This window comes from Bradyrhizobium sp. WSM4874, from assembly GCF_055811835.1.
Genome location: NZ_JBVVPR010000009.1, coordinates 1 through 18,378, shown reverse-complemented (window position 1 = coordinate 18,378; position 18,378 = coordinate 1). Strand labels below are relative to the sequence as shown.

At 64.3% G+C, this 18,378-nt stretch carries 19 protein-coding genes; 10 read left to right on the top strand and 9 right to left on the bottom strand.

Annotated elements, in window-relative coordinates:
- The first annotated feature begins 61 nt into the window (after nt 1-61).
- The 6 genes from cysT (at nt 62) to AC0L3P_RS11575 (ending at nt 5,547) form a co-directional block, all read left to right on the top strand.
- Nucleotides 62-868, top strand: coding sequence for a sulfate ABC transporter permease subunit CysT (gene cysT, locus AC0L3P_RS11600; RefSeq protein WP_210351243.1), 807 nt, complete (start codon nt 62-64; stop codon nt 866-868).
- Between the two features lie 9 nt (nt 869-877).
- A complete protein-coding gene (gene cysW, locus AC0L3P_RS11595) occupies nt 878-1,789 on the top strand; it encodes a sulfate ABC transporter permease subunit CysW (RefSeq protein ID WP_473301935.1) in 912 nt (303 codons plus the stop codon).
- On the top strand, nt 1,779-2,813 hold the full coding sequence (locus AC0L3P_RS11590) for a sulfate/molybdate ABC transporter ATP-binding protein (RefSeq protein WP_473301933.1): 1,035 nt from the start codon (nt 1,779-1,781) through the stop codon (nt 2,811-2,813). The genes cysW and AC0L3P_RS11590 overlap by 11 nt, the downstream gene beginning before the upstream one ends.
- A gap of 186 nt (nt 2,814-2,999) precedes the next feature.
- Nucleotides 3,000-3,503, top strand: coding sequence for a CAP domain-containing protein (locus tag AC0L3P_RS11585; RefSeq protein ID WP_473301932.1), 504 nt, complete (start codon nt 3,000-3,002; stop codon nt 3,501-3,503).
- 78 nt (nt 3,504-3,581) lie between these two features.
- Nucleotides 3,582-4,757: a DUF3734 domain-containing protein gene (locus AC0L3P_RS11580; protein WP_473301931.1), complete on the top strand. Its 1,176-nt coding sequence runs from the start codon at nt 3,582-3,584 to the stop codon at nt 4,755-4,757.
- A 1-nt stretch (nt 4,758) separates the two neighbouring features.
- Complete coding sequence (locus AC0L3P_RS11575) at nt 4,759-5,547, top strand: 3-hydroxybutyrate dehydrogenase (RefSeq protein WP_008137046.1); 789 nt, start codon at nt 4,759-4,761, stop codon at nt 5,545-5,547.
- Nucleotides 5,548-5,592: 45 nt separating this feature from the next.
- On the opposite strand, the gene AC0L3P_RS11570 is transcribed toward AC0L3P_RS11575, so the two are convergent.
- The 5 genes from AC0L3P_RS11570 to AC0L3P_RS11550 form a co-directional block, all read right to left on the bottom strand.
- Nucleotides 5,593-6,417, bottom strand: a complete 825-nt coding sequence (locus AC0L3P_RS11570; protein WP_473301929.1) for a sulfite exporter TauE/SafE family protein — start codon at nt 6,415-6,417, stop codon at nt 5,593-5,595.
- A gap of 214 nt (nt 6,418-6,631) precedes the next feature.
- Entirely contained in the window at nt 6,632-6,946 is a 315-nt protein-coding gene (locus AC0L3P_RS11565; RefSeq protein ID WP_354063044.1) for a type II toxin-antitoxin system RelE/ParE family toxin, read from the bottom strand.
- Nucleotides 6,943-7,179, bottom strand: coding sequence for a hypothetical protein (locus tag AC0L3P_RS11560; RefSeq protein ID WP_219682885.1), 237 nt, complete (start codon nt 7,177-7,179; stop codon nt 6,943-6,945). The genes AC0L3P_RS11565 and AC0L3P_RS11560 overlap by 4 nt, the downstream gene beginning before the upstream one ends.
- Nucleotides 7,180-7,232: 53 nt before the next feature.
- Complete coding sequence (locus AC0L3P_RS11555; protein ID WP_473301928.1) at nt 7,233-8,600, bottom strand: flippase; 1,368 nt, start codon at nt 8,598-8,600, stop codon at nt 7,233-7,235.
- Between the two features lie 232 nt (nt 8,601-8,832).
- The gene (locus tag AC0L3P_RS11550) at nt 8,833-9,672 is read right to left on the bottom strand and encodes a protein-disulfide reductase DsbD domain-containing protein (RefSeq protein WP_354063050.1); all 840 of its coding nucleotides are present in this window, start codon (nt 9,670-9,672) and stop codon (nt 8,833-8,835) included.
- Nucleotides 9,673-9,814: 142 nt separating this feature from the next.
- Here AC0L3P_RS11550 and AC0L3P_RS11545 point away from each other — a divergent pair, with 142 nt between their 5' ends.
- Nucleotides 9,815-10,459 carry a YqgE/AlgH family protein gene (locus tag AC0L3P_RS11545; RefSeq protein ID WP_473301927.1) on the top strand — a complete coding sequence of 215 codons (645 nt, stop codon included), beginning with the start codon at nt 9,815-9,817 and terminating at the stop codon, nt 10,457-10,459.
- Between the two features lie 154 nt (nt 10,460-10,613).
- Here AC0L3P_RS11545 and AC0L3P_RS11540 read toward each other — a convergent pair whose 3' ends face one another.
- Nucleotides 10,614-11,501, bottom strand: coding sequence for a TauD/TfdA dioxygenase family protein (locus AC0L3P_RS11540; protein ID WP_027570245.1), 888 nt, complete (start codon nt 11,499-11,501; stop codon nt 10,614-10,616).
- Nucleotides 11,502-11,690: 189 nt separating this feature from the next.
- The gene (locus AC0L3P_RS11535) at nt 11,691-12,470 is read right to left on the bottom strand and encodes an SDR family NAD(P)-dependent oxidoreductase (protein WP_354101103.1); all 780 of its coding nucleotides are present in this window, start codon (nt 12,468-12,470) and stop codon (nt 11,691-11,693) included.
- Nucleotides 12,471-12,568: 98 nt separating this feature from the next.
- On the opposite strand from AC0L3P_RS11535, the gene AC0L3P_RS11530 reads away from it, so the two are divergent.
- Together AC0L3P_RS11530 and AC0L3P_RS11525 are read left to right on the top strand one after the other, a co-directional pair.
- Nucleotides 12,569-13,306 carry an SDR family NAD(P)-dependent oxidoreductase gene (locus AC0L3P_RS11530; RefSeq protein ID WP_354063055.1) on the top strand — a complete coding sequence of 246 codons (738 nt, stop codon included), beginning with the start codon at nt 12,569-12,571 and terminating at the stop codon, nt 13,304-13,306.
- A gap of 73 nt (nt 13,307-13,379) precedes the next feature.
- Entirely contained in the window at nt 13,380-13,754 is a 375-nt protein-coding gene (locus AC0L3P_RS11525; protein WP_027515488.1) for a CsbD family protein, read from the top strand.
- Between the two features lie 165 nt (nt 13,755-13,919).
- Here AC0L3P_RS11525 and AC0L3P_RS11520 read toward each other — a convergent pair whose 3' ends face one another.
- Nucleotides 13,920-15,614 (bottom strand): SGNH/GDSL hydrolase family protein, encoded by a 1,695-nt coding sequence (locus AC0L3P_RS11520; RefSeq protein ID WP_354209447.1) that lies wholly within the window; start codon nt 15,612-15,614, stop codon nt 13,920-13,922.
- 202 nt (nt 15,615-15,816) lie between these two features.
- On the bottom strand, nt 15,817-17,214 hold the full coding sequence (locus AC0L3P_RS11515) for a lytic murein transglycosylase (protein ID WP_473301924.1): 1,398 nt from the start codon (nt 17,212-17,214) through the stop codon (nt 15,817-15,819).
- A 203-nt stretch (nt 17,215-17,417) separates the two neighbouring features.
- Between AC0L3P_RS11515 and AC0L3P_RS11510 the strand changes: the two genes are divergently transcribed.
- Nucleotides 17,418-18,293, top strand: coding sequence for a UTP--glucose-1-phosphate uridylyltransferase (locus AC0L3P_RS11510; RefSeq protein WP_007599884.1), 876 nt, complete (start codon nt 17,418-17,420; stop codon nt 18,291-18,293).
- Nucleotides 18,294-18,378 lie beyond the last annotated feature (85 nt).

Below are 18,378 nucleotides of genomic sequence, written 5' to 3'. Positions count from 1 at the left end.
CGCTGTCGACGGGGCTTAAACAGGGGGCCTGGTGAGCGCAATCGTAGCACGACGCCGGACATTGCCAGGCTTCGGTCTCACGATGGGACTGACGCTGTCCTGGCTGTCGATCATCATCCTGATTCCGCTCGCCGGCCTCTTCCTGAAATCCCTCGAGTTGAGCCCCGAGCAGTTCTGGAACATCCTCTCCAGCCGCCGCACCCTGAATGCCTTGCGCGTGTCCTTCGGGCTCGCCTTCGCGGCGGCCTGCGTCAATCTCGTGATGGGCAGCATCATCGTCTGGGCGCTGGTGCGCTACCGCTTTCCGGGAAGGCGGCTGTTCGATGCCATCGTCGACGTGCCCTTTGCGCTGCCGACGGCGGTCGCCGGCGTCGCGCTGACCGCGTTGTTCGCCGAGAAGGGCTGGCTCGGCGCGCCGCTCGCGGCGGCCGGTATCAAGGTGGCGTTCACGCCGGTCGGCATCTTCGTCGCCATGATCTTTATCGGTATCCCGTTCGTGGTGCGCACGGTGCAGCCGGTGCTCCAGGATCTGGATCCTGAGATCGAGGAAGCCGCGGGCAGCCTTGGCGCGAGCCGCTGGCAGACCATCATTCGCGTGATCCTGCCCTCACTCGGTCCGGCGCTGCTCACCGGGCTCGCGCTCGCCTTCGCACGCGCGGTCGGCGAATACGGCTCGGTGATCTTCATCGCCGGCAATCTGCCCAACGTCTCCGAGATCGCGCCGCTGCTGATCGTGATCCGCCTGTCCGAATTCCGCTATGCCGATGCGACCGCCATCGCGGTGGTCATGCTGGTCGTATCCTTCGTCATCATCTTCGCCGTCAACCGGCTCCAGCGCTGGGCGCAGAGCCGGATTCCGGTACGCTGAGGGCGGATCATGACGATGCAGATCGCAGATTCCGTCCAACTCTCGGCCCCCGACGCCAAGGCACGCGCTCATGCGGCGGCCGCGCGGGACAACCTGCACACCGAACCGAGGGCGGTTCGCATCGTCATCATCGCGCTCGCGATGACCTTTCTCTCTGTCTTCGTCGTGCTGCCGCTGGTCGTGGTGTTCGCGCAGGCGTTCTCGAAGGGAGTCCTCGCTTATTTCGCCGCGCTGGCCGACCCGGAGGCGCTGTCCGCAATCAAGTTGACGCTGTTGGTTGCGGCAATTTCCGTCGGCCTCAATCTCGTCTTCGGCTTGGTCGCGGCCTGGGCGATTGCAAAATTCGAATTCTCGGGCAAGACCTTCCTGATCACGCTGATCGATTTGCCGTTCTCGGTCAGCCCGGTGATCTCGGGCCTCGTCTTCGTGCTGCTGTTCGGCGCGCAGGGCTATTTCGGCAGCTGGCTTAGGGATCACGACATCCAGATCCTGTTCGCGGTGCCCGGCATCGCGCTTGCGACCACCTTCGTGACCTTCCCCTTTGTGGCGCGGGCGTTGATCCCGCTGATGCAGGAGCAGGGCACGCAGGAGGAGGAGGCCGCGATCTCGCTCGGCGCCTCGGGCCTTCAGACCTTCTTCCGCGTCACGCTGCCCAACATCAAATGGGGCGTGCTCTACGGCGTACTGCTCTGCAATGCGCGCGCGATGGGCGAGTTCGGCGCGGTCTCCGTCGTCTCCGGCCATATTCGCGGCGAGACCAACACGATGCCGCTCCTGGTCGAGATTCTCTACAACGAATACCAGTTCGTCGCGGCGTTCGCGATCGCCTCGCTGCTCGCGATGCTGGCGCTGATCACGCTGATCACCAAGACCGTTCTCGAAAGTCACCTCGACGAAGGACATGATGCAAGTGAGCATTGAAGTCAGGAATCTCGTCAAGAAGTTCGGCAGCTTCAAAGCCCTCGACGGCGTCGACCTCAAGGTCAACGACGGCGAGCTGCTCGCGCTGCTCGGTCCATCAGGTTCCGGCAAGACCACGCTGCTGCGGATCATCGCCGGGCTCGACTGGCCCGATTCCGGTGAGGTGTCTTTCAACGGCGAGGACGCGCTGGCGCAGGGCGCGCGCGAGCGGCACGTCGGATTCGTATTTCAGCACTACGCGCTGTTCCGCCACATGACGGTGTTCGAGAACGTCGCCTTCGGGCTCCGCGTGCAACCGCGCGCGATCCGGAAGGACGAAGCGACCATCCGTGTGCGCGTCAAGGAGCTGCTGGATCTCGTGCAGCTCGACTGGCTCGCCGACCGCTATCCGAGCCAGCTCTCCGGCGGCCAGCGCCAGCGCATCGCGCTAGCCCGCGCGCTCGCGATCGAGCCGCGCATCCTGCTGCTCGACGAACCCTTCGGTGCGCTTGATGCCAAGGTGCGCAAAGAGCTGCGCAAATGGCTGCGTTCGCTGCACCACGAAATCAACGTCACCTCGATCTTCGTCACCCATGACCAGGAAGAGGCGCTCGAAGTCGCCAACCGCGTCGTGGTGATGGACAAGGGCAAGATCGAGCAGATCGGCTCGCCCGATGACGTCTATGAGAGCCCCGCGACCGCCTTCGTCCACGGCTTCATCGGCGAATCCATCGAGCTTCCGGTCCTGATCGCCGACGGTCTCATCACGCTCGGCGACCGGCCGCTGCGGCTCGCGGCAGATGGCCTTGCGCCTGGCGCGTCAAGACTTTTCGTGCGGCGACACGACATGCTGGTCGGCCCGCCCGGCAGCGGCGCCTTCGAGGGGGCCGTGCAGCATGTCCGGAATTTCGGTCCCGTGCAGCGGGCCGAGGTGGCACTGTCAGGCGGGCAAACGATCGAGATCGATGCGCCTCGTGGTCGGGAACTGCGCGCCGGCGACACGATTGGCCTCGAGCCCCGCCGCTACCGGATATTTGCGGGCTAGATCTCCGTCATTCCGGGATGGTCCCTAGGACCAGACCCGGAATCTCGAGATTCCCAGGTGCGCAATTGCGCACCATAGTTCGATGCTTCGCATCGCCCCGGAACGACTTCGACGATTTTCTTCAATATTCACCTTTCAGCCACGGTTGGTATGCAACAACGGCCCCTGATTTGGGGGCTCCTGTTCATGCGCGCCGCGGCCGCAATACTCATCACTTTGCTGCTCGCGGGCTGCGCCGGCAACGAAGCGCCGGTCCAGCAGCCGTCCATGTATGCCGATATGTCCGTCCCGGGCGCCAAACTCGATGCGCAGGCGGCGGCGATCATGATCTCGCAATACCGCCAGAACAACGGGCTCGGCATCGTCGTGATCGACCCCGAACTGATGCGGCTCGCCGAATCCCAGTCCCAGGCCATGGCGGCGGCCAACAAGATGGATCATGACGTCCGCGCGCCGCTGGCCAAGCGCCTCAGCGCCGGCGGCTATCCGGCAATCGTTGCGGTCGAGAACGTCTCGGCCGGCTATCATACACTGGCGGAAGCGTTTTCCGGCTGGCGCGACTCGCCCCCGCACCGCGCCAACATGCTCAAGAGCGGTGTCACAAAATTGGGCATCGCGGCGGGCTATGCTCCCGGCACCAAATACAAGGTGTTCTGGACCATGATCCTGGCCTCGACGGACTCTCGATAAGCCAGACTTGATCCCGGGATGCATTGACGCCGCGGCAGACTGTCGCCACGGTCGCTCGCCATCTGCTATTGTTTCTGCATGACTGATCATAGCCCGGAAGTCGCAACAATCCCCGCGAACGCGCAACGTGTCCTGGTCCTCCAGGGCGGCGGCGCGCTCGGCTCTTATCAGGCCGGCGCCTATCAGTCGCTCTGCCATGCCGGCTTCGAGCCGGAATGGGTCGCCGGCATCTCGATCGGCGCGGTCAACGCCGCGATGATCGCCGGCAACGAAGGGCAGACGCGCGTCAAGCGGCTCAAGGAATTCTGGGAGATGGTCTCCGCGCCGGTGCCGTGGAAGCCGATCGGCAAGAGCGACCATAGCCGCGAGTTGTTCAACTCGACCAGCGCCGCATTGATCGCGACCTTCGGCGTGCCCGGCTTCTTCACGCCGCGCATTCCGCCCGCGCCGCTCTGGCCGCCCGGCAGCCCGCAGGCCGAGAGCTATTACGACACCGCGCCGCTGAAGAAGACGCTGGAGCGTCTGGTCGATTTCGACCGCATCAACGATCTGAAGACGCGGCTGTCAGTCGGCGCGGTCGGCGTCACCTCCGGCAACTTCAAATATTTCGACAATTTCGAGTTCAGGAAGCTTGGCAAGAAAATCGGCCCCGAGCACATCATGGCCTCCGGCGCGCTGCCGCCCGGCTTTCCGTCCGTCGTGATCGATGGCGAGCATTATTGGGATGGCGGCATCGCCTCCAACACGCCGCTCGACTATGTGCTGGACGCCGAGACCGACCGCGATCTCCTGATCTTCCAGATCGACCTGTTCAGCGCCCGCGGCGATCTGCCGACATCGCTGCTCGAGGCGACCGAGCGCGAGAAGGACATCCGCTTCTCCAGCCGCACGCGGATGAACACCGACAAGAACAAACAGGTGCACAACGCCCGCAGGGCCGTGCGTGACCTGATTTCCAAATTGCCCGATTATCTCAAGAACGACCCTTCCGTGGAATTCCTTGCCAAGGTATCGCGCGAAAGCACCGTTACCGTGGTGCACCTGATCTACCGCAGCAAGAATTACGAATCCTCGTCCAAGGATTACGATTTCTCGCATGTCGCCATGGTCGAGCATTGGGAAGCCGGCGTGCGTGACGTGCATCTGTCGATGCGCCACAAGGACTGGCTCGAGCGGCCGCAATCCGGCGAGACCATGGTGACCTACGATCTCACGGGGGACGTCACTGCGCCCCCGGCAAAAAGGAGCGAGTAATATGGGTAGTCTGTCAGGCAAGAACGCCGTCGTGACCGGGTCGACCAGCGGCATCGGGCTCGCCTATGCGCGCGCCTTCGCCGCCGCCGGTGCCAATGTCGTCATCAACGGCTTCGGCTCGCCGGAGGACATCGAGAAGGAGCGCGCCAAAATCGAGTCCGACTTCGGCGTGAAGGCGGTCTATTCGCCGGCTGACATGACCAAGCCGGCCGAGATCGCCGGGATGATCGCGCTCGGCGAAAAGAGTTTTGGTTCGGTCGACATCCTCGTCAACAATGCCGGCATCCAGTTCGTCTCGCCGATCGAGGAATTCCCACCGGAGAAATGGGACCAGATCATCGCGATCAACCTGTCCTCGGCCTTCCATGCCATTCGCGCCGCCGTCCCCGGCATGAAGAAGAAGGGCTGGGGCCGCATCATCAATACTGCTTCCGCGCACTCGCTGGTCGCCTCGCCCTTCAAGTCGGCCTATGTGTCGGCCAAGCACGGCATTGCCGGCCTGACCAAGACCGTGGCGCTGGAGGTCGCGACCCACAAGATCACCTGCAACTGCATCAGCCCCGGTTATGTCTGGACGCCGCTGGTGGAGAAGCAGATCCCCGACACCATGAAGGCGCGCAATCTCACGCGCGAGCAGGTCATCAACGACGTGCTGCTCGACGCGCAGCCGACCAAGGAGTTCGTCACCTCCGAGCAGGTCGCAGCCCTCGCGCTGTTCCTGTGCGGCGACGATGCGGCGCAGATCACCGGCACCAACCTCTCGATCGACGGTGGCTGGACCGCGGAGTAGAGCGCGACCGCCGGCGAATGGCGGAGCCGAGCTCCGCCATTTCGTTCAGTGCGTCCACGCCAGCGCCGTCTCGAATGCCGAGGACAGGTGCAGCTCCGCGAACATGATCTTGCCGGCGACCACAAACAGCACGCTGGCAAGCGTCAGGCGCAGCACTGTCTCGGGCACGCGCGTTGCGCTGAAGCTGCCGACGACGATGCCGGGCAGCGAGCCCATCAGCAGCACGCCCATCAGCGCCCAATCCACGTCGCCAAGCGCCCAGTGCCCCATTCCGGCAATCAGGGTTAGCGGGACCGCATGGGCGATGTCGGAGCCGACGATGGTCGCCATCGGCAGGCGCGGATAGAGCAGCAGCAGAACGGTGACGCCGACCGCGCCGGCGCCGACCGATGAAATCGAGACCAGCACACCGAGCACGATTCCGGTAACGACCGTCGCGATCGCCGTGGTGCGGTCATCGACCTGCTCCAGGCGCCGGCGATAGCGCTCCATGATCGATCTGCGGAAAATCAGCGAGGTCGCAGTCAGCAGCAGTGCGAAGCAGAGCACGAGGTTGACGAGATTGCGCTCGGAATCGCTCTTGAGGTCGAGCTTCCACAGCACGAGCAGCGTCAGCGCGCTCGCCGGAAGGCTGCCGCAGGCGAGCCGCAGCACCGCCGGCCAGTGCACGCTGCGCGACCAGCCATGCACCACGCTGCCGCCGGTCTTGGTGGCGGCGGCATAGAGCAGGTCGGTGCCGACCGCGGTCGATGGATGAATCCCGAACAGCAGGATCAGCAGCGGCGTCATCAGCGAACCGCCGCCGACGCCGGTCATCCCGACCAGCAGGCCGACGCCGAAACCGGAGGCGACGTAGAGTGGATCGATCATGTCCAGGGAATCTTAGGTTTATCTCGTCAGTTGGGCAATATGACGTAGAATAAACTTTCCCTGCGGCGCAACCGATTGGAACGAATAAGAAAAATCCTCCTGCAGGGGGCCGAAGTGGAGGTGTTTTCTCCAATTCATCGCTCTCTTGCGAAATGGACAGTCGGTTAGACGTCATCCAGAGCTTCGGTTCTGATCAATCAGAACCGATAACGCTCTAGGCATAGTGCCTACCGGGCTCATTCAGCCCCGCGACCGGTCGCCGCGACGTGTGGCGGATGTGGACGATATGGATTACGTCGCCACGGACACGGTAAAATATCCGGAATGGGTAGCGGACGACCGCTGCGACACGAACCTCGGAACGGTGCGCAACGCGTGGCGCCGAGAAAGGCGCGCTACGGACGCGCTCCACGACGTCAACAAATCTCTGGCCGACAGCTCCCGCGATCACAGGGCTGGCGTTGCTGGCATAGTATGTCGCGATGTCCGCGAGATCAGCAAGCGCCTCTCGCGTCCAGACGACCTTCATCCGCGCGCAAATTTCGCGAAGGCCTCCGCAACCTCGGCATCCGTAGCGACCTCGCCGCGATCTATCGACGCCAAGGCCGCGTCGATGCTCCGCAATTCCTCTTGCGTCGCAAGATACTCGCCGCCGAGCAGCTCACTCTCGATTTCGCTGGCAATGGCAACCAACTCCTTCTGGGCCTCTTCAGGCCAGGTCTGGGCACGTTCCAGAAGGTTTCGTAGATCGCTTGCAGCCATGGATCCGACTATATCAGGCGGCGGATGGCTTTCCAATCGCCTTGAGCCGATGGCTAGCGTCCGAACGCCAGCACGTGCAGGCCGAGCCGCTGTCGCACGATCCAGAACAGCAGCACCGTCTCGAAACTGAGCGAGATCGAGGTCGCGGCCGCAGCACCGTGGCCGCCGAAGCGCGGCACCAGCGCGATGCAGAGCACCAGGTTCATCGCAAAGGCCAGCGCATAGGCCAGCGCGCAGATCTTCTGCTGCCCGAGCATGTTGAGCAGCCGTTCGACCGGGCCGATCGCGGAGCGCACCACGAGGCCGATGGCGGCGACGAACATGATGTCGTAGCCGACCACGAATTGCGGCCCGAACAGCCAGAGCAGCGGCTTGCCGAACGCGAGCAGCACCATGGTCGCCGCCAGCGACGGCCAGAACGTCCAGTTGATGGCATGCGCCACGTAAGCCGACAGCCGCGCCTTGTCGCCGCTTGCGTTGTATTCGGCGAAGCGATGCGCTGTTGTCGCCGACATCGCGTAGTGGATGAACGAAACCAGCGCCAGCGTCTTCACCACGGCGAAATAGACGCCGACCTCGTCGGAGGGGCGGAACTGCTGAAGCACCAGCACGTCGGTGTAGGACAGCAGCAGGTAGAAGCTTTCGACCAGCAGGATCGGCAGCGACACGGCGAGCCAGCCGCCGATGTCGTAGGCCTTGGGGCCGGGCCCGACGTGATCGGCGAGCTTGCGGTTCAGCACCACCATCTGCCCGGTCATCGCGATCCACACCGCGCCGGCGCTCGCGACCATCGCGGCGACCGCGCCGAGATGATAGCCGAGCAGGAAAGCAGCGGCCGTGATGCCGATGATCAGCGCCTGACGGATGATGAATTGCGGCATCAGGCCGAGCTGCATCCAGTCATGCGAGCGCGCGATGCCGTCCTGGGTGTTGGCGACGACGAAAGCGGGGAGCGTCATGCAGCCGATATAGAGCGGCAGCTCTTCGGCCGGATCGATCCAGGGCGACAGCAATTTGACGAGACCGGCGAGGCCGAGCGACACCAGTGCGGAAACGGCAAAAGTCAGCCAGCGGCTGCCCGAGAGAAAGCCGCGCAGCAGCGCATGCTCGCCACGGGCGCGGTATTCCGGAATGATTTTTTGCGCGGAGGCCGAGATGCCAAAATCCATCATGCTGCCGAGCAGCAGCACCCAGGTCCAGACATAGACATAGACGCCGTAGTCCGACGTCCCCATCCAGCGCGCGAGCAGGACCTGCGAGAAATAGGCAAGGCCCGCGCTGATCACGCGGATGACGAAGATGGTGCCGGCCAGCCGCCGTGTCAGCGATGCCTCGCTCGACCCGCCCGTCAATTTTTCGCGCAGCCGCGCGATGAGGCCGGCAGGTCCGGTCGTTGCGGGTTCTGCATCCATCACGGCCAATTCGAAGGGTCCCCAAGGCGCGCACGCGCATGCTGCGGCAGGCTTGATGCGCTAGCCTTGGGAATTAGCAACCATTCGTTAAGATTCGGTTGGATCAAAGATGTCGTCCTGGCGAAAGCCAGGACCCTTACCGCGTGATCTATCGGGAGGGATCGGTTAGCAGTTCCATATTAGGAATCTTCGCCAAACTACTCCCTGGGGTAATGGGTCCTGGCGTTCGCCAGGACGACAACTACTCCAGATTGGTGTTGAACTCGTACGACTTCTCCGGTCCGACCAGCGTGAACTTCAGCGCTGCGCCGTCGGGTTTGGCGCCGGGCGGCAGTCCGTCGAGTTCGAAAGAAAATCGCTTCACGCCCGGTGGGCTGGGCTCGACCGGTGCCGGGATGGGCAACGCCCAATCGGGCGTCGGGCCTTCCACGTACAGATTGACGGTGCGCGCATCCGGCGCGACCACGTCGACCACGACATTCTTGGGCCCGTCACGCTTGACGTCGCGGATGGTGAGCGGGTTGGGATCGCCGATGGTGGCAGGCTTCGGCACGGTGTCGAGCGCGGCACGCAGATTGGCGTCCTCGGTCGAGGCGACGCTGTTGAAGCCAAGCTCGGCGCGGGCCTCGACGGGGATGCACAGCTTTTCGCACACCGCATAATTGATCTCGGCGCGCAGCGTCACCGGCTTGTCGGCCGCCTTGGCGATGATACGCAAGGGCAGCACGATCTGGTCGTGATAGCCGATCGAATGGCCGCCCGCGCCGTCGTCGAATTTTTGCGGTGCCGGCCACATCACCGTCACCGCTTCGACATTGTCGGATTTCGAGAAATCGAAGCGCGGCGGAACGCCGGAATCGCCCGGCATGCGCCAATAGGTTTTCCAGCCGGGCTGGATCTGGAAGGCGATACCGCCGAGCAGGACGGCGCCGCTGCGCGATCCCGCAAGCAACCGCACCGCGGAATGTCCGTCGCGCTGCCACGGTGATGAATCGTCGGCATGGGCTGCAAGCGCCAGCGAAGACGCGAGCAGGGTTGTCGCGACGCCAATTGCCGCACGCAGGGGAACTCTTGTCAGCATGGTACGTCTTTACAGGGTCGCCCCGCGGCAAACCATTGAATTGCTTGTGATGGACGCACTTGAATCAAGTCCCTGAAAGCCTTGATTTGACAGCCGGCCGGCCCGACATCAGGATAGGAATTGAAACCGGAGTGCTTCACCGATGGCTCCCACAGGCAAGAGGACAGGCCAAGGCACCCGCAAGCCCGGCCCCGCGCTGCCCAGTTCGGCGGGCTACCTGGACGGCCAGTTGTTGATCGCCATGCCGGTAATGGGCGACGAGCGCTTCGAGCGTTCGGTGATTTATCTCTGCGCCCACTCCGCCGAAGGTGCGATGGGCATCATCGTCAACCACCCGGCCGGCAGCATCGATTTCCCGGAGCTGTTGCAGCAGCTCGGCATCATCAACAAGGGCGAGCACATCAAGCTGCCGGAGAATGCCGAAAGCATGAAGGTGCTGCGCGGCGGTCCGGTCGATACCGGCCGCGGCTTCGTGCTGCATTCCAGCGATTTCTACATCGAAAACGCGACGCTCCGCATTGACGACGGCGTCTGCCTCACCGCGACCGTCGACATCCTGCGCGCGATCGCCAACGGCTCCGGCCCCAAGCACGCCATCCTCGCGCTAGGCTATGCCGGCTGGGCGCCGGGCCAGCTCGAGACCGAAATCCAGAGCAATGGCTGGCTGCATTGCGACGCGGATTCGGATTTGATCTTCGGCGATGACGTCGACGAAAAATACGGACGCGCGCTGCGCAAGATCGGCATCGATCCCGGCATGCTCTCGAACGAGGCCGGGCACGCGTAGCGCCATTCTCGCTGTCGTGTATCACCCTCCGCTGTCATGCCCCGGCTTGACCGGGGCATCCAGTACGCCGGAGCGTATCGGCTCTATCACAACTGTCTCGGAATACTGGATCGCCCGGTCAAGCCGGGCGATGACACCGATTGCTGAGTAGCGCCTACTCCGCCGCCTGCTGCTGCACCGTCGGCTCCGTGCCCGCCACCGTCGCGCGGCGCATGTCGCGGGGCTGCGACTGGTCGTAGCGGCGGACGCGGTGCATGGTCTGGCGGTTGTCCCACATCACGAGATCATGCAGCGTCCATTTGTGGACGTAGACGAACTCGCTTTGTGTCGCGTGCTCGTTGAGATCGCGCAGCAGCAGCCGGCCCTCCGGGACGCTCATGCCGACGATCTTGCCGGCATGCGATGAGAGATAGAGCGACTTGCGGCGATGGACGGGGTGGGTGCGCACGAGGCGTTGCAGCACCGGCTTGAACATCTGCTTCTCGTCGTCGGTGTATTCGGTGAAGCCGAGCGATCCCCGCGAATACATCAGCGAGTGCTCGCAGACGAGGTCCTCGATCTCCGCCTTGGTCTCGTCGTCGAGCGCGTCATAGGCCGCGCGCATGTCGGCGAATTCGGTGTTGCCGCCCTTCGGGTTGAGCACGCGGGCGGACAGCAGCGAGAATTTTGCCGGGATGGGACGGAACGAGCTGTCGGAATGCCACAGACAGTTGCCGAGGTTGAACAGGTGCGCGCGACTGTCCTTTGCCAGCGGCTTGCCGTCCTTGCCGAGATTGGAGACGTCGTTCAGGCCCGATTGGAGCCGGTAGTCTTTTTCCTTTGTCACGGTGCCGCCGCGCGCGTCCTCGCGCTGGCCGAAATTCAGCGCAAAGGCCATCTGCTGTTCGTCGGTGATGTCCTGGTCGTGGAACACCAGCACCGCATATTTGTCCATGGCGGCTTCGATCTCGCGCGCCTCGGCCTCGGTGAGAGGTTGTCGCAGGTCGAGGCCAGAGACCTCGCCGACAAAATGTTTGTGAAGCTGCCGGATGGCGATCGTCATGACGTTTCTCCCGGAACCGCGAGCGGTTGGTCCCGCTCTGTCGGTGAAAAAGTTACTCCCGTAACAGGCGATGTCAACGCTGGGCGCGCATGGCAGCCCGTAGCCCGGATGGAGCGAAGCGCAATCCGGGGCACGTGCCGCGGAGAGACCTCTCCGGATTGCGCTGCGCTCCATCCGGGCTACAGCCGCTCAAGCATTGCGCGCCATCAGGCCGCCGTCGACGGGGATGACCGCGCCGGTGAGGAAGGACGCTGCCGGCAGGCACAGGCTCAGCGTCATGTGCGCGACCTCCTCGGGATCGCCGTAGCGGCCCAGCGCGGTGCGGCGTCTGGCGTAGATGGTCTTGTGCTCTTCCGAGATCCGGTCGGTGATGGCGGTGCGGATCGGCCCCGGGCAGATGCAGTTGACGGTGATGCCTTCGCGGCCGAGCTCCACCGCGAGCGAGCGGGTGAGGCTGGCGACGCCGCCCTTCGCCGCCGAATAGGGGCTGTGCAATGCGGTGGCGCCGAGCGCCTCGGTCGAGGCGATGTTAACGATGCGGGGGCTGTTCGACTTGCGCAAGTGAGGCAGCGCGGCGCGGATGATGCGCGGATGCGCCGTCAGCATCACCGCGATACCCCTAGCCCAGGCGTCCTCATAGGCCTCGTCGTCGATCGCGATGCGGACGGAGATGCCGGCATTGTTGACGATGATGTCGAGCCCGCCGAAATGCGCAGCGACGTCGCCGACCACGCGCTTGATCTCGCCGCCGTCGGCAACATCGAGCTTCCAGGCTTTCGCTCCTCCGCCGCTTGCCGCGATCTCCTTCGCCACGGCCAGCGCACCCTGCTCGTCATAGTCGGTGACGGCAACGTTGGCGCCCTCAGTGGCGAACACGCGTGCCGTCGCGCGTCCCATGCCGCTGGCGGCGCCGGTGACGAGAACAGTCAGGCCCTTCACGGACCGGCTGAGCTGTTTGAAATCGGACATGCTGTTTCCCTGTGCCATGCTTGTTCTTGTTGTGATTGACAAGGCTGTCATCGATCCGCAGACAGGTCAAACAAGCAAGACAATCGGGGAGGCCAGCGATGACGAACGAGCTCGATTTCTCAGGCAAGCAGGTGCTGGTTGTCGGCGGATCCAGCGGCATCGGCAACGGTATCGCGCAAGCCTTTCGCGTCAGGGGCGCGCAAGTTGCGGTTTGCGGCACGCGTGCTCACGCGAAGGAATATTCGCAAGAGGAAGGCTCGGATCTCACCGGTCTCTCCTACGCGCAACTCGACGTCGGCAATGCCGGAGCGGTCGAAGCGTTCAAGCCGTCGTTCGATCGGCTCGATATCCTGGTGCTCGCGCAGGGCGCGGTGCTCTATCGCCGCGGCGAGTTCGAGATGGCCGGCTTTCGCAAGGTCGTCGAGGTCAACCTGATGAGCCTGATGGCCTGCGCCACGCGCTTTCATTCCATGCTGCGGGACTCGCAGGGATCGCTGATCATGGTGTCCTCGACCGCGGCCTATCATTCCACCATGGGCAATCCCGCTTACAACGCGTCGAAGACCGGCGCGGTCGGATTGACACGGACGCTGGGCGAGGCTTGGGCCGAGGATGGCATCCGCGTCAACGGCATCGCGCCCGGTCTGGTCGACACCAAGATGACCAAGGTGACGACCGACAATCCCAAGCGGCTCGAAGGTGCACTTTCACGCATTCCGCTGCGGCGATTGGGCACCCCGGCTGACATGGCGGGCGCTGCGCTGTTCCTGGCATCGCCGCTGTCGTCCTACATCATCGGCCAGACATTGGTCGTCGACGGCGGGCTCATTCTCTGAGTCCAATTTCAAGTCAGATGGAACTGCGCCGCTCCTGATCGGTTACTTGGGCTGACCCCCGAGGAGGAGCATCATGGATAAAGATCGGATTGTCGGATCGGCCAAGGAATTCGCCGGACGCGCGGAAGGCGCTATCGGAGATATGGCCAGCGATACGCAGACACAGGCGTCCGGCAAGGCACGCGAAGCCGCCGGCACCGTGCAGAATCTCTACGGCCAGGCTAAGGATGCGGTACGTGACGCCACGGACACCGCGGCCAGCTATGCCAAGGACGCCTATGACAAGCCGGCCGAAACCTTGCGCGACGGTTCGCAGGCGATTGCCCAGAAGGTGCAGGACAACCCGATGGGTGCGCTGCTGGTCGCCGGCGGCATCGGCTTCGCGCTCGCGCTGCTGATGGCGCGGCCTTCGCGCCGCCCGCCGCCGCGCTGGCGCTATTACGGCTAAAGCCAACGCGCGATATACATCGGGCTCCGGACGCAGTGCGGCGTGTAACGCCGCGTTGCTGAGCCGGGGCCCATTCTTTTTGCGGCTGTCGGACACGCTGGGTCCCGGCTCTGCGCAGCTTTCACGCTGCAGCGTGTCCGGGACACGAGACCTCAGCTGAGAAAATTACCGGAACACTTCCGCCGATCGACCGACGTTGCCAGGCGGCCGCGGGATCGCAGGGTTGGGATTCGGATTGCGCGGCGCCGGCGCCAATTGACGCGGCGGGGGCGGCGGCGAACCAAAGCCGAAGAAATCACGCATCGATGGCGCTGCCTGTGCCGGTTGCTGCGGCGCCGGTGGCTTCTTCGGCGCAAGCTTTGGCGGGGCGATCGCTGCGGCCGCACCCGGCGTACCACCATCGGGTGTCGTCGTGGCGACCGGCGTATCGCCCTTGGCCTGCTCGCGGCCGACTTCGCGGCGCGGCCAGGCATAATCGTCGGCGCGGCCGGCGGGCGCAGCCAAAGGCTCGCCCTTCACCATCGTCTTCGCAGCGAGCGCATCGACGGCGGCAGGACGTGAGCCCGGCCCACCCAGCAATTGATCGGTCGAGATCGAGGCCGCAACCAGTGGCACGATCGGGCCGGCCAGCGGCCGCGGCGCGGGCTTGCCGGGTTCGGCACTGGTGTCGGGGGTCGCCGGTTCGCTCGGCAGCGCGATCGGGCCGGAGCGCCCGGCGAGCAGGCGGGTGATCTCGCGTTCGACATAGTGGGCGAGCTTCCGCGCGCCGGGTTTGGTGAAATAGACGCCGTCACCGCTGCGGAGCTGACGGATCTGGCCTTCGAAGTCCGGGCCCTTCTGCAGGAAGCGGCCGGCCTCGTCGACAAAGCCGTCCCAGACGTCGACATAGGTGATGCCGGCCTTGGCCGCGCCTTCACGATAGAGCGAATCCAGGAACAGCATGTCCGCGGTGCCCTTGGGACCGCGGATCGCGGGCAGGCCGACCCAGAGCACCGGCACGCCCTTGGACTTGAGGACGTTGGCGAGCTCCTCGATCTTCTTGCCGTAGAGCTCGACCCAGCGCTCGTCGCGGAATTCGTAGAGGCCGTTCGGGTTGCGTGCGGTCTTCTCGGGCGCTGCGACCGCGGGTGCGTCAGCGTTGTCGGCATCATCCTGCGGCAGGTCGGCATCGGCCGGCTTGTCGTCCGGCTTCGCGGCGGTGTCGCCGGGCTTGGCATCGCCGGGCTTGGCCGGTGGTTTGCCGCGCGCGCCCTTGTCGTTCTTCTTGTCCTTGTCCGTTGCCTTATCCGATTTATCGGGCGCCGCCGCCTCGCGGATCGCGATGCGGTCGTTGAGGCCGAGCATCACCACGATCACGTCGGGCTTCTCGCTCTCGAGGATGCCCTTCGCAGCAGCCGTCCAGTCCGAGGGCTCACCCTTGGGCTGGTACTTGATCAGGCCGGACGTGGTCTTGTGCTTGCGTATCACCCCCATGTCGGGCTGCTCGGTGTAGGCGTCTTCGAGACCATAGGCGAGCCAGTCGGCCATGGCGTCGCCGATCACCAACACGTTCCTGTCGGGAATGGTGTCGCGCTTGGCCGGCGCCGGCGCGCGCGAAAAGTCCTGACGCGGTGCTTGCGGCTGTTGCTGCTGGAACGGCGCGAAGAAGTCGCCGCCGAACCATCCGCCGCCTCCACCTCCACCTCCGCCGTTCCGCGGCGGCGGCGGAGCCGCGCGCTGCGGCGGGCCGCCGAAGCCGGGGAAGTTGAAGAACTGCGCCGAGGCGGGTCCCGCGATCGAGACCAGAATCGCAAGCGCCGTCCCCAGCGCGATCAGCGGGCCGGTCTCGGTCAGCACCTTGAAAAAGGACTTCTTCGACATGCGATCTCGGCACGTGCAACGGGGATCGGGACAGGCTCGAATATAATAACGGAATCGGGCGCCAAACGGGCAGATTCTCTTTTCAGATTCTCTTCAGATACTGGGATCCTTGGCCCAAGATTATTGGCCCATACACGGTGAACCGCCGCCCCGGTCAAGGCTGCCGGCCAAAATCCCTGTTCAGGGTTACTTTCGGCGCGATTTACCGCCCGCGCAGCCGGTCCAGCGCGTCGGAGGAGGCAAATCCATCCGCGGGGACCCCGATCGAGGCCTGGAAGTTGCGCAGGGCCTCCCGGGTCTGGCCGCCGAACTGGCCGTCGGGGGTGCCCTTGTAGAAGCCGCGCTGTGCCAGCAGTTGCTGGAGTTCCAGCCGCTCGGTCCGGGACAGCTCCCGTTCCTGCCGCGGCCAGGGCTGCACGAAGGGCTGGCCGCCGCGGAGGCGATCGGCGAAATGGCCGATCGCCAGCGCATAGGCCTCGGCCGGATTGTACTTCATGATGACCCGGAAGTTCTGCAGCATCAGAAAGCCCGGTCCCTGTGCGCCGGCCGGCGCCAGCAAATAGGCCTTCTCGGCCGGATGCGGGAAGGGCTGGTTGGTCGGGCGCTTGAGGCCGAGCTTCTCCCACTGCGCCACCGTCATCGCCTTGGCGCGGTCGGCCAGCATGTAGTTGAAGCCATGGGGCACCACGACTTCGTAGCCCCAGGTCTGGCCGGCCTGCCAGCCGTCCTTCTTCAGATTGTTGGCGGTCGACGCAATCAGGTCGGAGGGATTGTCGACGACGTCGCGCCGGCCGTCACCGTCGCCGTCCACGGCAAAGCGCTTGAACGCGGTCGGCATGAACTGCGTCGGGCCGAAGGCGCCGGCCCAGGAGCCGCGCAATTGTTCGGGCCTGAGGTCGCCGCGGTTGACGATCTCCAGCGCGGAGAGGAATTCGTCCTTGAAGTAAGCCTGGCGGCGCCCGACGCAGGCGAGCGTCGCGGTCGATTGCAGCACGCTGCGGTCGCCCATCTGCATCGAGTAGTTGGACTCGATGCCCCAGATCGAGGCGATGATGTAGCGGTCGACGCCGGTGGCTTTTTCGGTGGCGTCGAACTGCGCCTTGTATTTGGCCAGAACCTCGCGGCCTTTGGCGAGGCGGTTGTCGTTCACGAGGATGTCGAGATAATCCCAGATCGACTTGGTGAACTCCGGCTGCGAGTCCATCAGGTCCATGATGCGCAGATCGGGCGCGAGGCCTGCCGTGAAGCGCTGGAAATTTTCCTGCGTGATGTTGCGCCGTGCGGCATCGGGCCACATGCCTGCGACGCAATTGTTGAAGTTACCCGCGGCCTCCCGGATCGCGGCGGCTGTCATCAGCGGATGTCCGGAGGCGCCGTCCTCGCCGGTCCAGGGTTGAACTCCCGTTTGAGCGCCGCTGGGCCCGGGCGCTGCTTGCGAAGGCGCGGGGTTCGGGCCGGAGAAAATACCGCCGAACAGATTCGACAGACCGTTCTGAGCCTGCGCGCCGGCGGGAAGCGGGAACAGCAGGGCGGCCGCAATCATCGTCGCGCCGGTCACGGACCCGCCCCGTTTTGCCAGCCCTGCCATTGATTGCATCATGTCCACACCTGTCCGGCCAAAATCCGCCCTCAGGAGGCCTGGTTACGGTTGCCAACAGCTTAACAAAGGTGAAATTTTGATGGTGGCCTTTTTCTTAACTCTGTGAGGATGAGGCCCCACATCCGCCTTTGTTGGCGGCTGCAAACAAGCTAGCAAGATGCCATTGCTCCCTTCACGTGTTCCTCAGGTATTCGATCAATCCCATGAAAATCCGCAAAGCCGTATTTCCCGTTGCCGGCCTCGGCACCCGCGTCCTGCCCGCCACCAAGGCGATGCCGAAGGAAATGCTGACGATCGTCGACAAGCCGCTGATCCAGTACGTCTATGACGAGGCCAGGGAAGCCGGCATCGAGCACTTCATCTTCGTCACCGGCCGCAACAAAAGTGTCATCGAAGATCATTTCGACCGGATGTTCGAGCTCGATGCGACGCTGGCCGCGCGCGGCAAGAAGACCGAGCAGGACGTTCTGGCGCAGAACCAACCCGAAGCCGGCGCCGTCAGCTTCACCCGCCAGCAGGCGCCGCTCGGCCTCGGTCACGCGGTCTGGTGCGCCCGCGACATCGTCGGCAACGAACCGTTCGCGGTGGTGCTGCCGGACGAACTCGTGCTCAATTCGCCCGGCTGCCTGAAGCAGATGATCGACACCGCCAGCAAGCTCGGCGAAAAATCCAACGTCATCGCGGTCGAGCCGGTGCCCGACCATCTGACCCATCAATACGGCATCTGCGGCGTCGGCAAACGCACCGGCAAGATGTTCGAGGTCGACGGCATGGTCGAGAAGCCGGCCAAGGGCACCGCGCCCTCCAACCTTTCGATCACCGGCCGCTACATCCTGCAGCCGGAGATCTTCAAGATCCTGGAGACGCAGGAGCGCGGCGCCGGCGGCGAGATCCAGCTCACCGACGCCATGATCGGCCTCGCCAGATCGCAAAAATTCTACGGCGTCGAGTTCGAAGGCGAGCGCCACGATTGCGGCTCCAAGCCCGGCTTCCTCCGCGCCAACATCGCCTACGGCCTGAAGCGTCCCGAGTTGCGTGACGGGCTGATCGCGGAGATGAAGAAGTATCTGGGGCAGTAGTGGTCGCAGTCGTCCCGGCGAAGGCCGGGACCCATAACCACAAGGCATAGTTTAGCGAAGACCCGTCGTTCGGTACTGCCACCGG

What these genes read in the sequence shown, in the direction of transcription:
- AC0L3P_RS11570 (WP_473301929.1), bottom strand. Translation starts at nt 6,417, where the DNA reads ATGATCGATCCACTCTACGTCGCCTCCGGTTTCGGCGTCGGCCTGCTG.
- AC0L3P_RS11540 (WP_027570245.1), bottom strand. Translation starts at nt 11,501, where the DNA reads ATGACGATCGCCATCCGGCAGCTTCACAAACATTTTGTCGGCGAGGTC.
- AC0L3P_RS11560 (WP_219682885.1), bottom strand. Translation starts at nt 7,179, where the DNA reads ATGGCTGCAAGCGATCTACGAAACCTTCTGGAACGTGCCCAGACCTGG.
- AC0L3P_RS11550 (WP_354063050.1), bottom strand. Translation starts at nt 9,672, where the DNA reads ATGCTGACAAGAGTTCCCCTGCGTGCGGCAATTGGCGTCGCGACAACC.
- AC0L3P_RS11565 (WP_354063044.1), bottom strand. Translation starts at nt 6,946, where the DNA reads ATGAAGGTCGTCTGGACGCGAGAGGCGCTTGCTGATCTCGCGGACATC.
- AC0L3P_RS11530 (WP_354063055.1), top strand. Translation starts at nt 12,569, where the DNA reads ATGACGAACGAGCTCGATTTCTCAGGCAAGCAGGTGCTGGTTGTCGGC.
- AC0L3P_RS11545 (WP_473301927.1), top strand. Translation starts at nt 9,815, where the DNA reads ATGGCTCCCACAGGCAAGAGGACAGGCCAAGGCACCCGCAAGCCCGGC.
- AC0L3P_RS11535 (WP_354101103.1), bottom strand. Translation starts at nt 12,470, where the DNA reads ATGTCCGATTTCAAACAGCTCAGCCGGTCCGTGAAGGGCCTGACTGTT.
- AC0L3P_RS11580 (WP_473301931.1), top strand. Translation starts at nt 3,582, where the DNA reads ATGACTGATCATAGCCCGGAAGTCGCAACAATCCCCGCGAACGCGCAA.
- AC0L3P_RS11575 (WP_008137046.1), top strand. Translation starts at nt 4,759, where the DNA reads ATGGGTAGTCTGTCAGGCAAGAACGCCGTCGTGACCGGGTCGACCAGC.
- AC0L3P_RS11520 (WP_354209447.1), bottom strand. Translation starts at nt 15,614, where the DNA reads ATGTCGAAGAAGTCCTTTTTCAAGGTGCTGACCGAGACCGGCCCGCTG.
- AC0L3P_RS11585 (WP_473301932.1), top strand. Translation starts at nt 3,000, where the DNA reads ATGCGCGCCGCGGCCGCAATACTCATCACTTTGCTGCTCGCGGGCTGC.
- AC0L3P_RS11510 (WP_007599884.1), top strand. Translation starts at nt 17,418, where the DNA reads ATGAAAATCCGCAAAGCCGTATTTCCCGTTGCCGGCCTCGGCACCCGC.
- AC0L3P_RS11515 (WP_473301924.1), bottom strand. Translation starts at nt 17,214, where the DNA reads ATGATGCAATCAATGGCAGGGCTGGCAAAACGGGGCGGGTCCGTGACC.
- AC0L3P_RS11525 (WP_027515488.1), top strand. Translation starts at nt 13,380, where the DNA reads ATGGATAAAGATCGGATTGTCGGATCGGCCAAGGAATTCGCCGGACGC.
- cysW (WP_473301935.1), top strand. Translation starts at nt 878, where the DNA reads ATGACGATGCAGATCGCAGATTCCGTCCAACTCTCGGCCCCCGACGCC.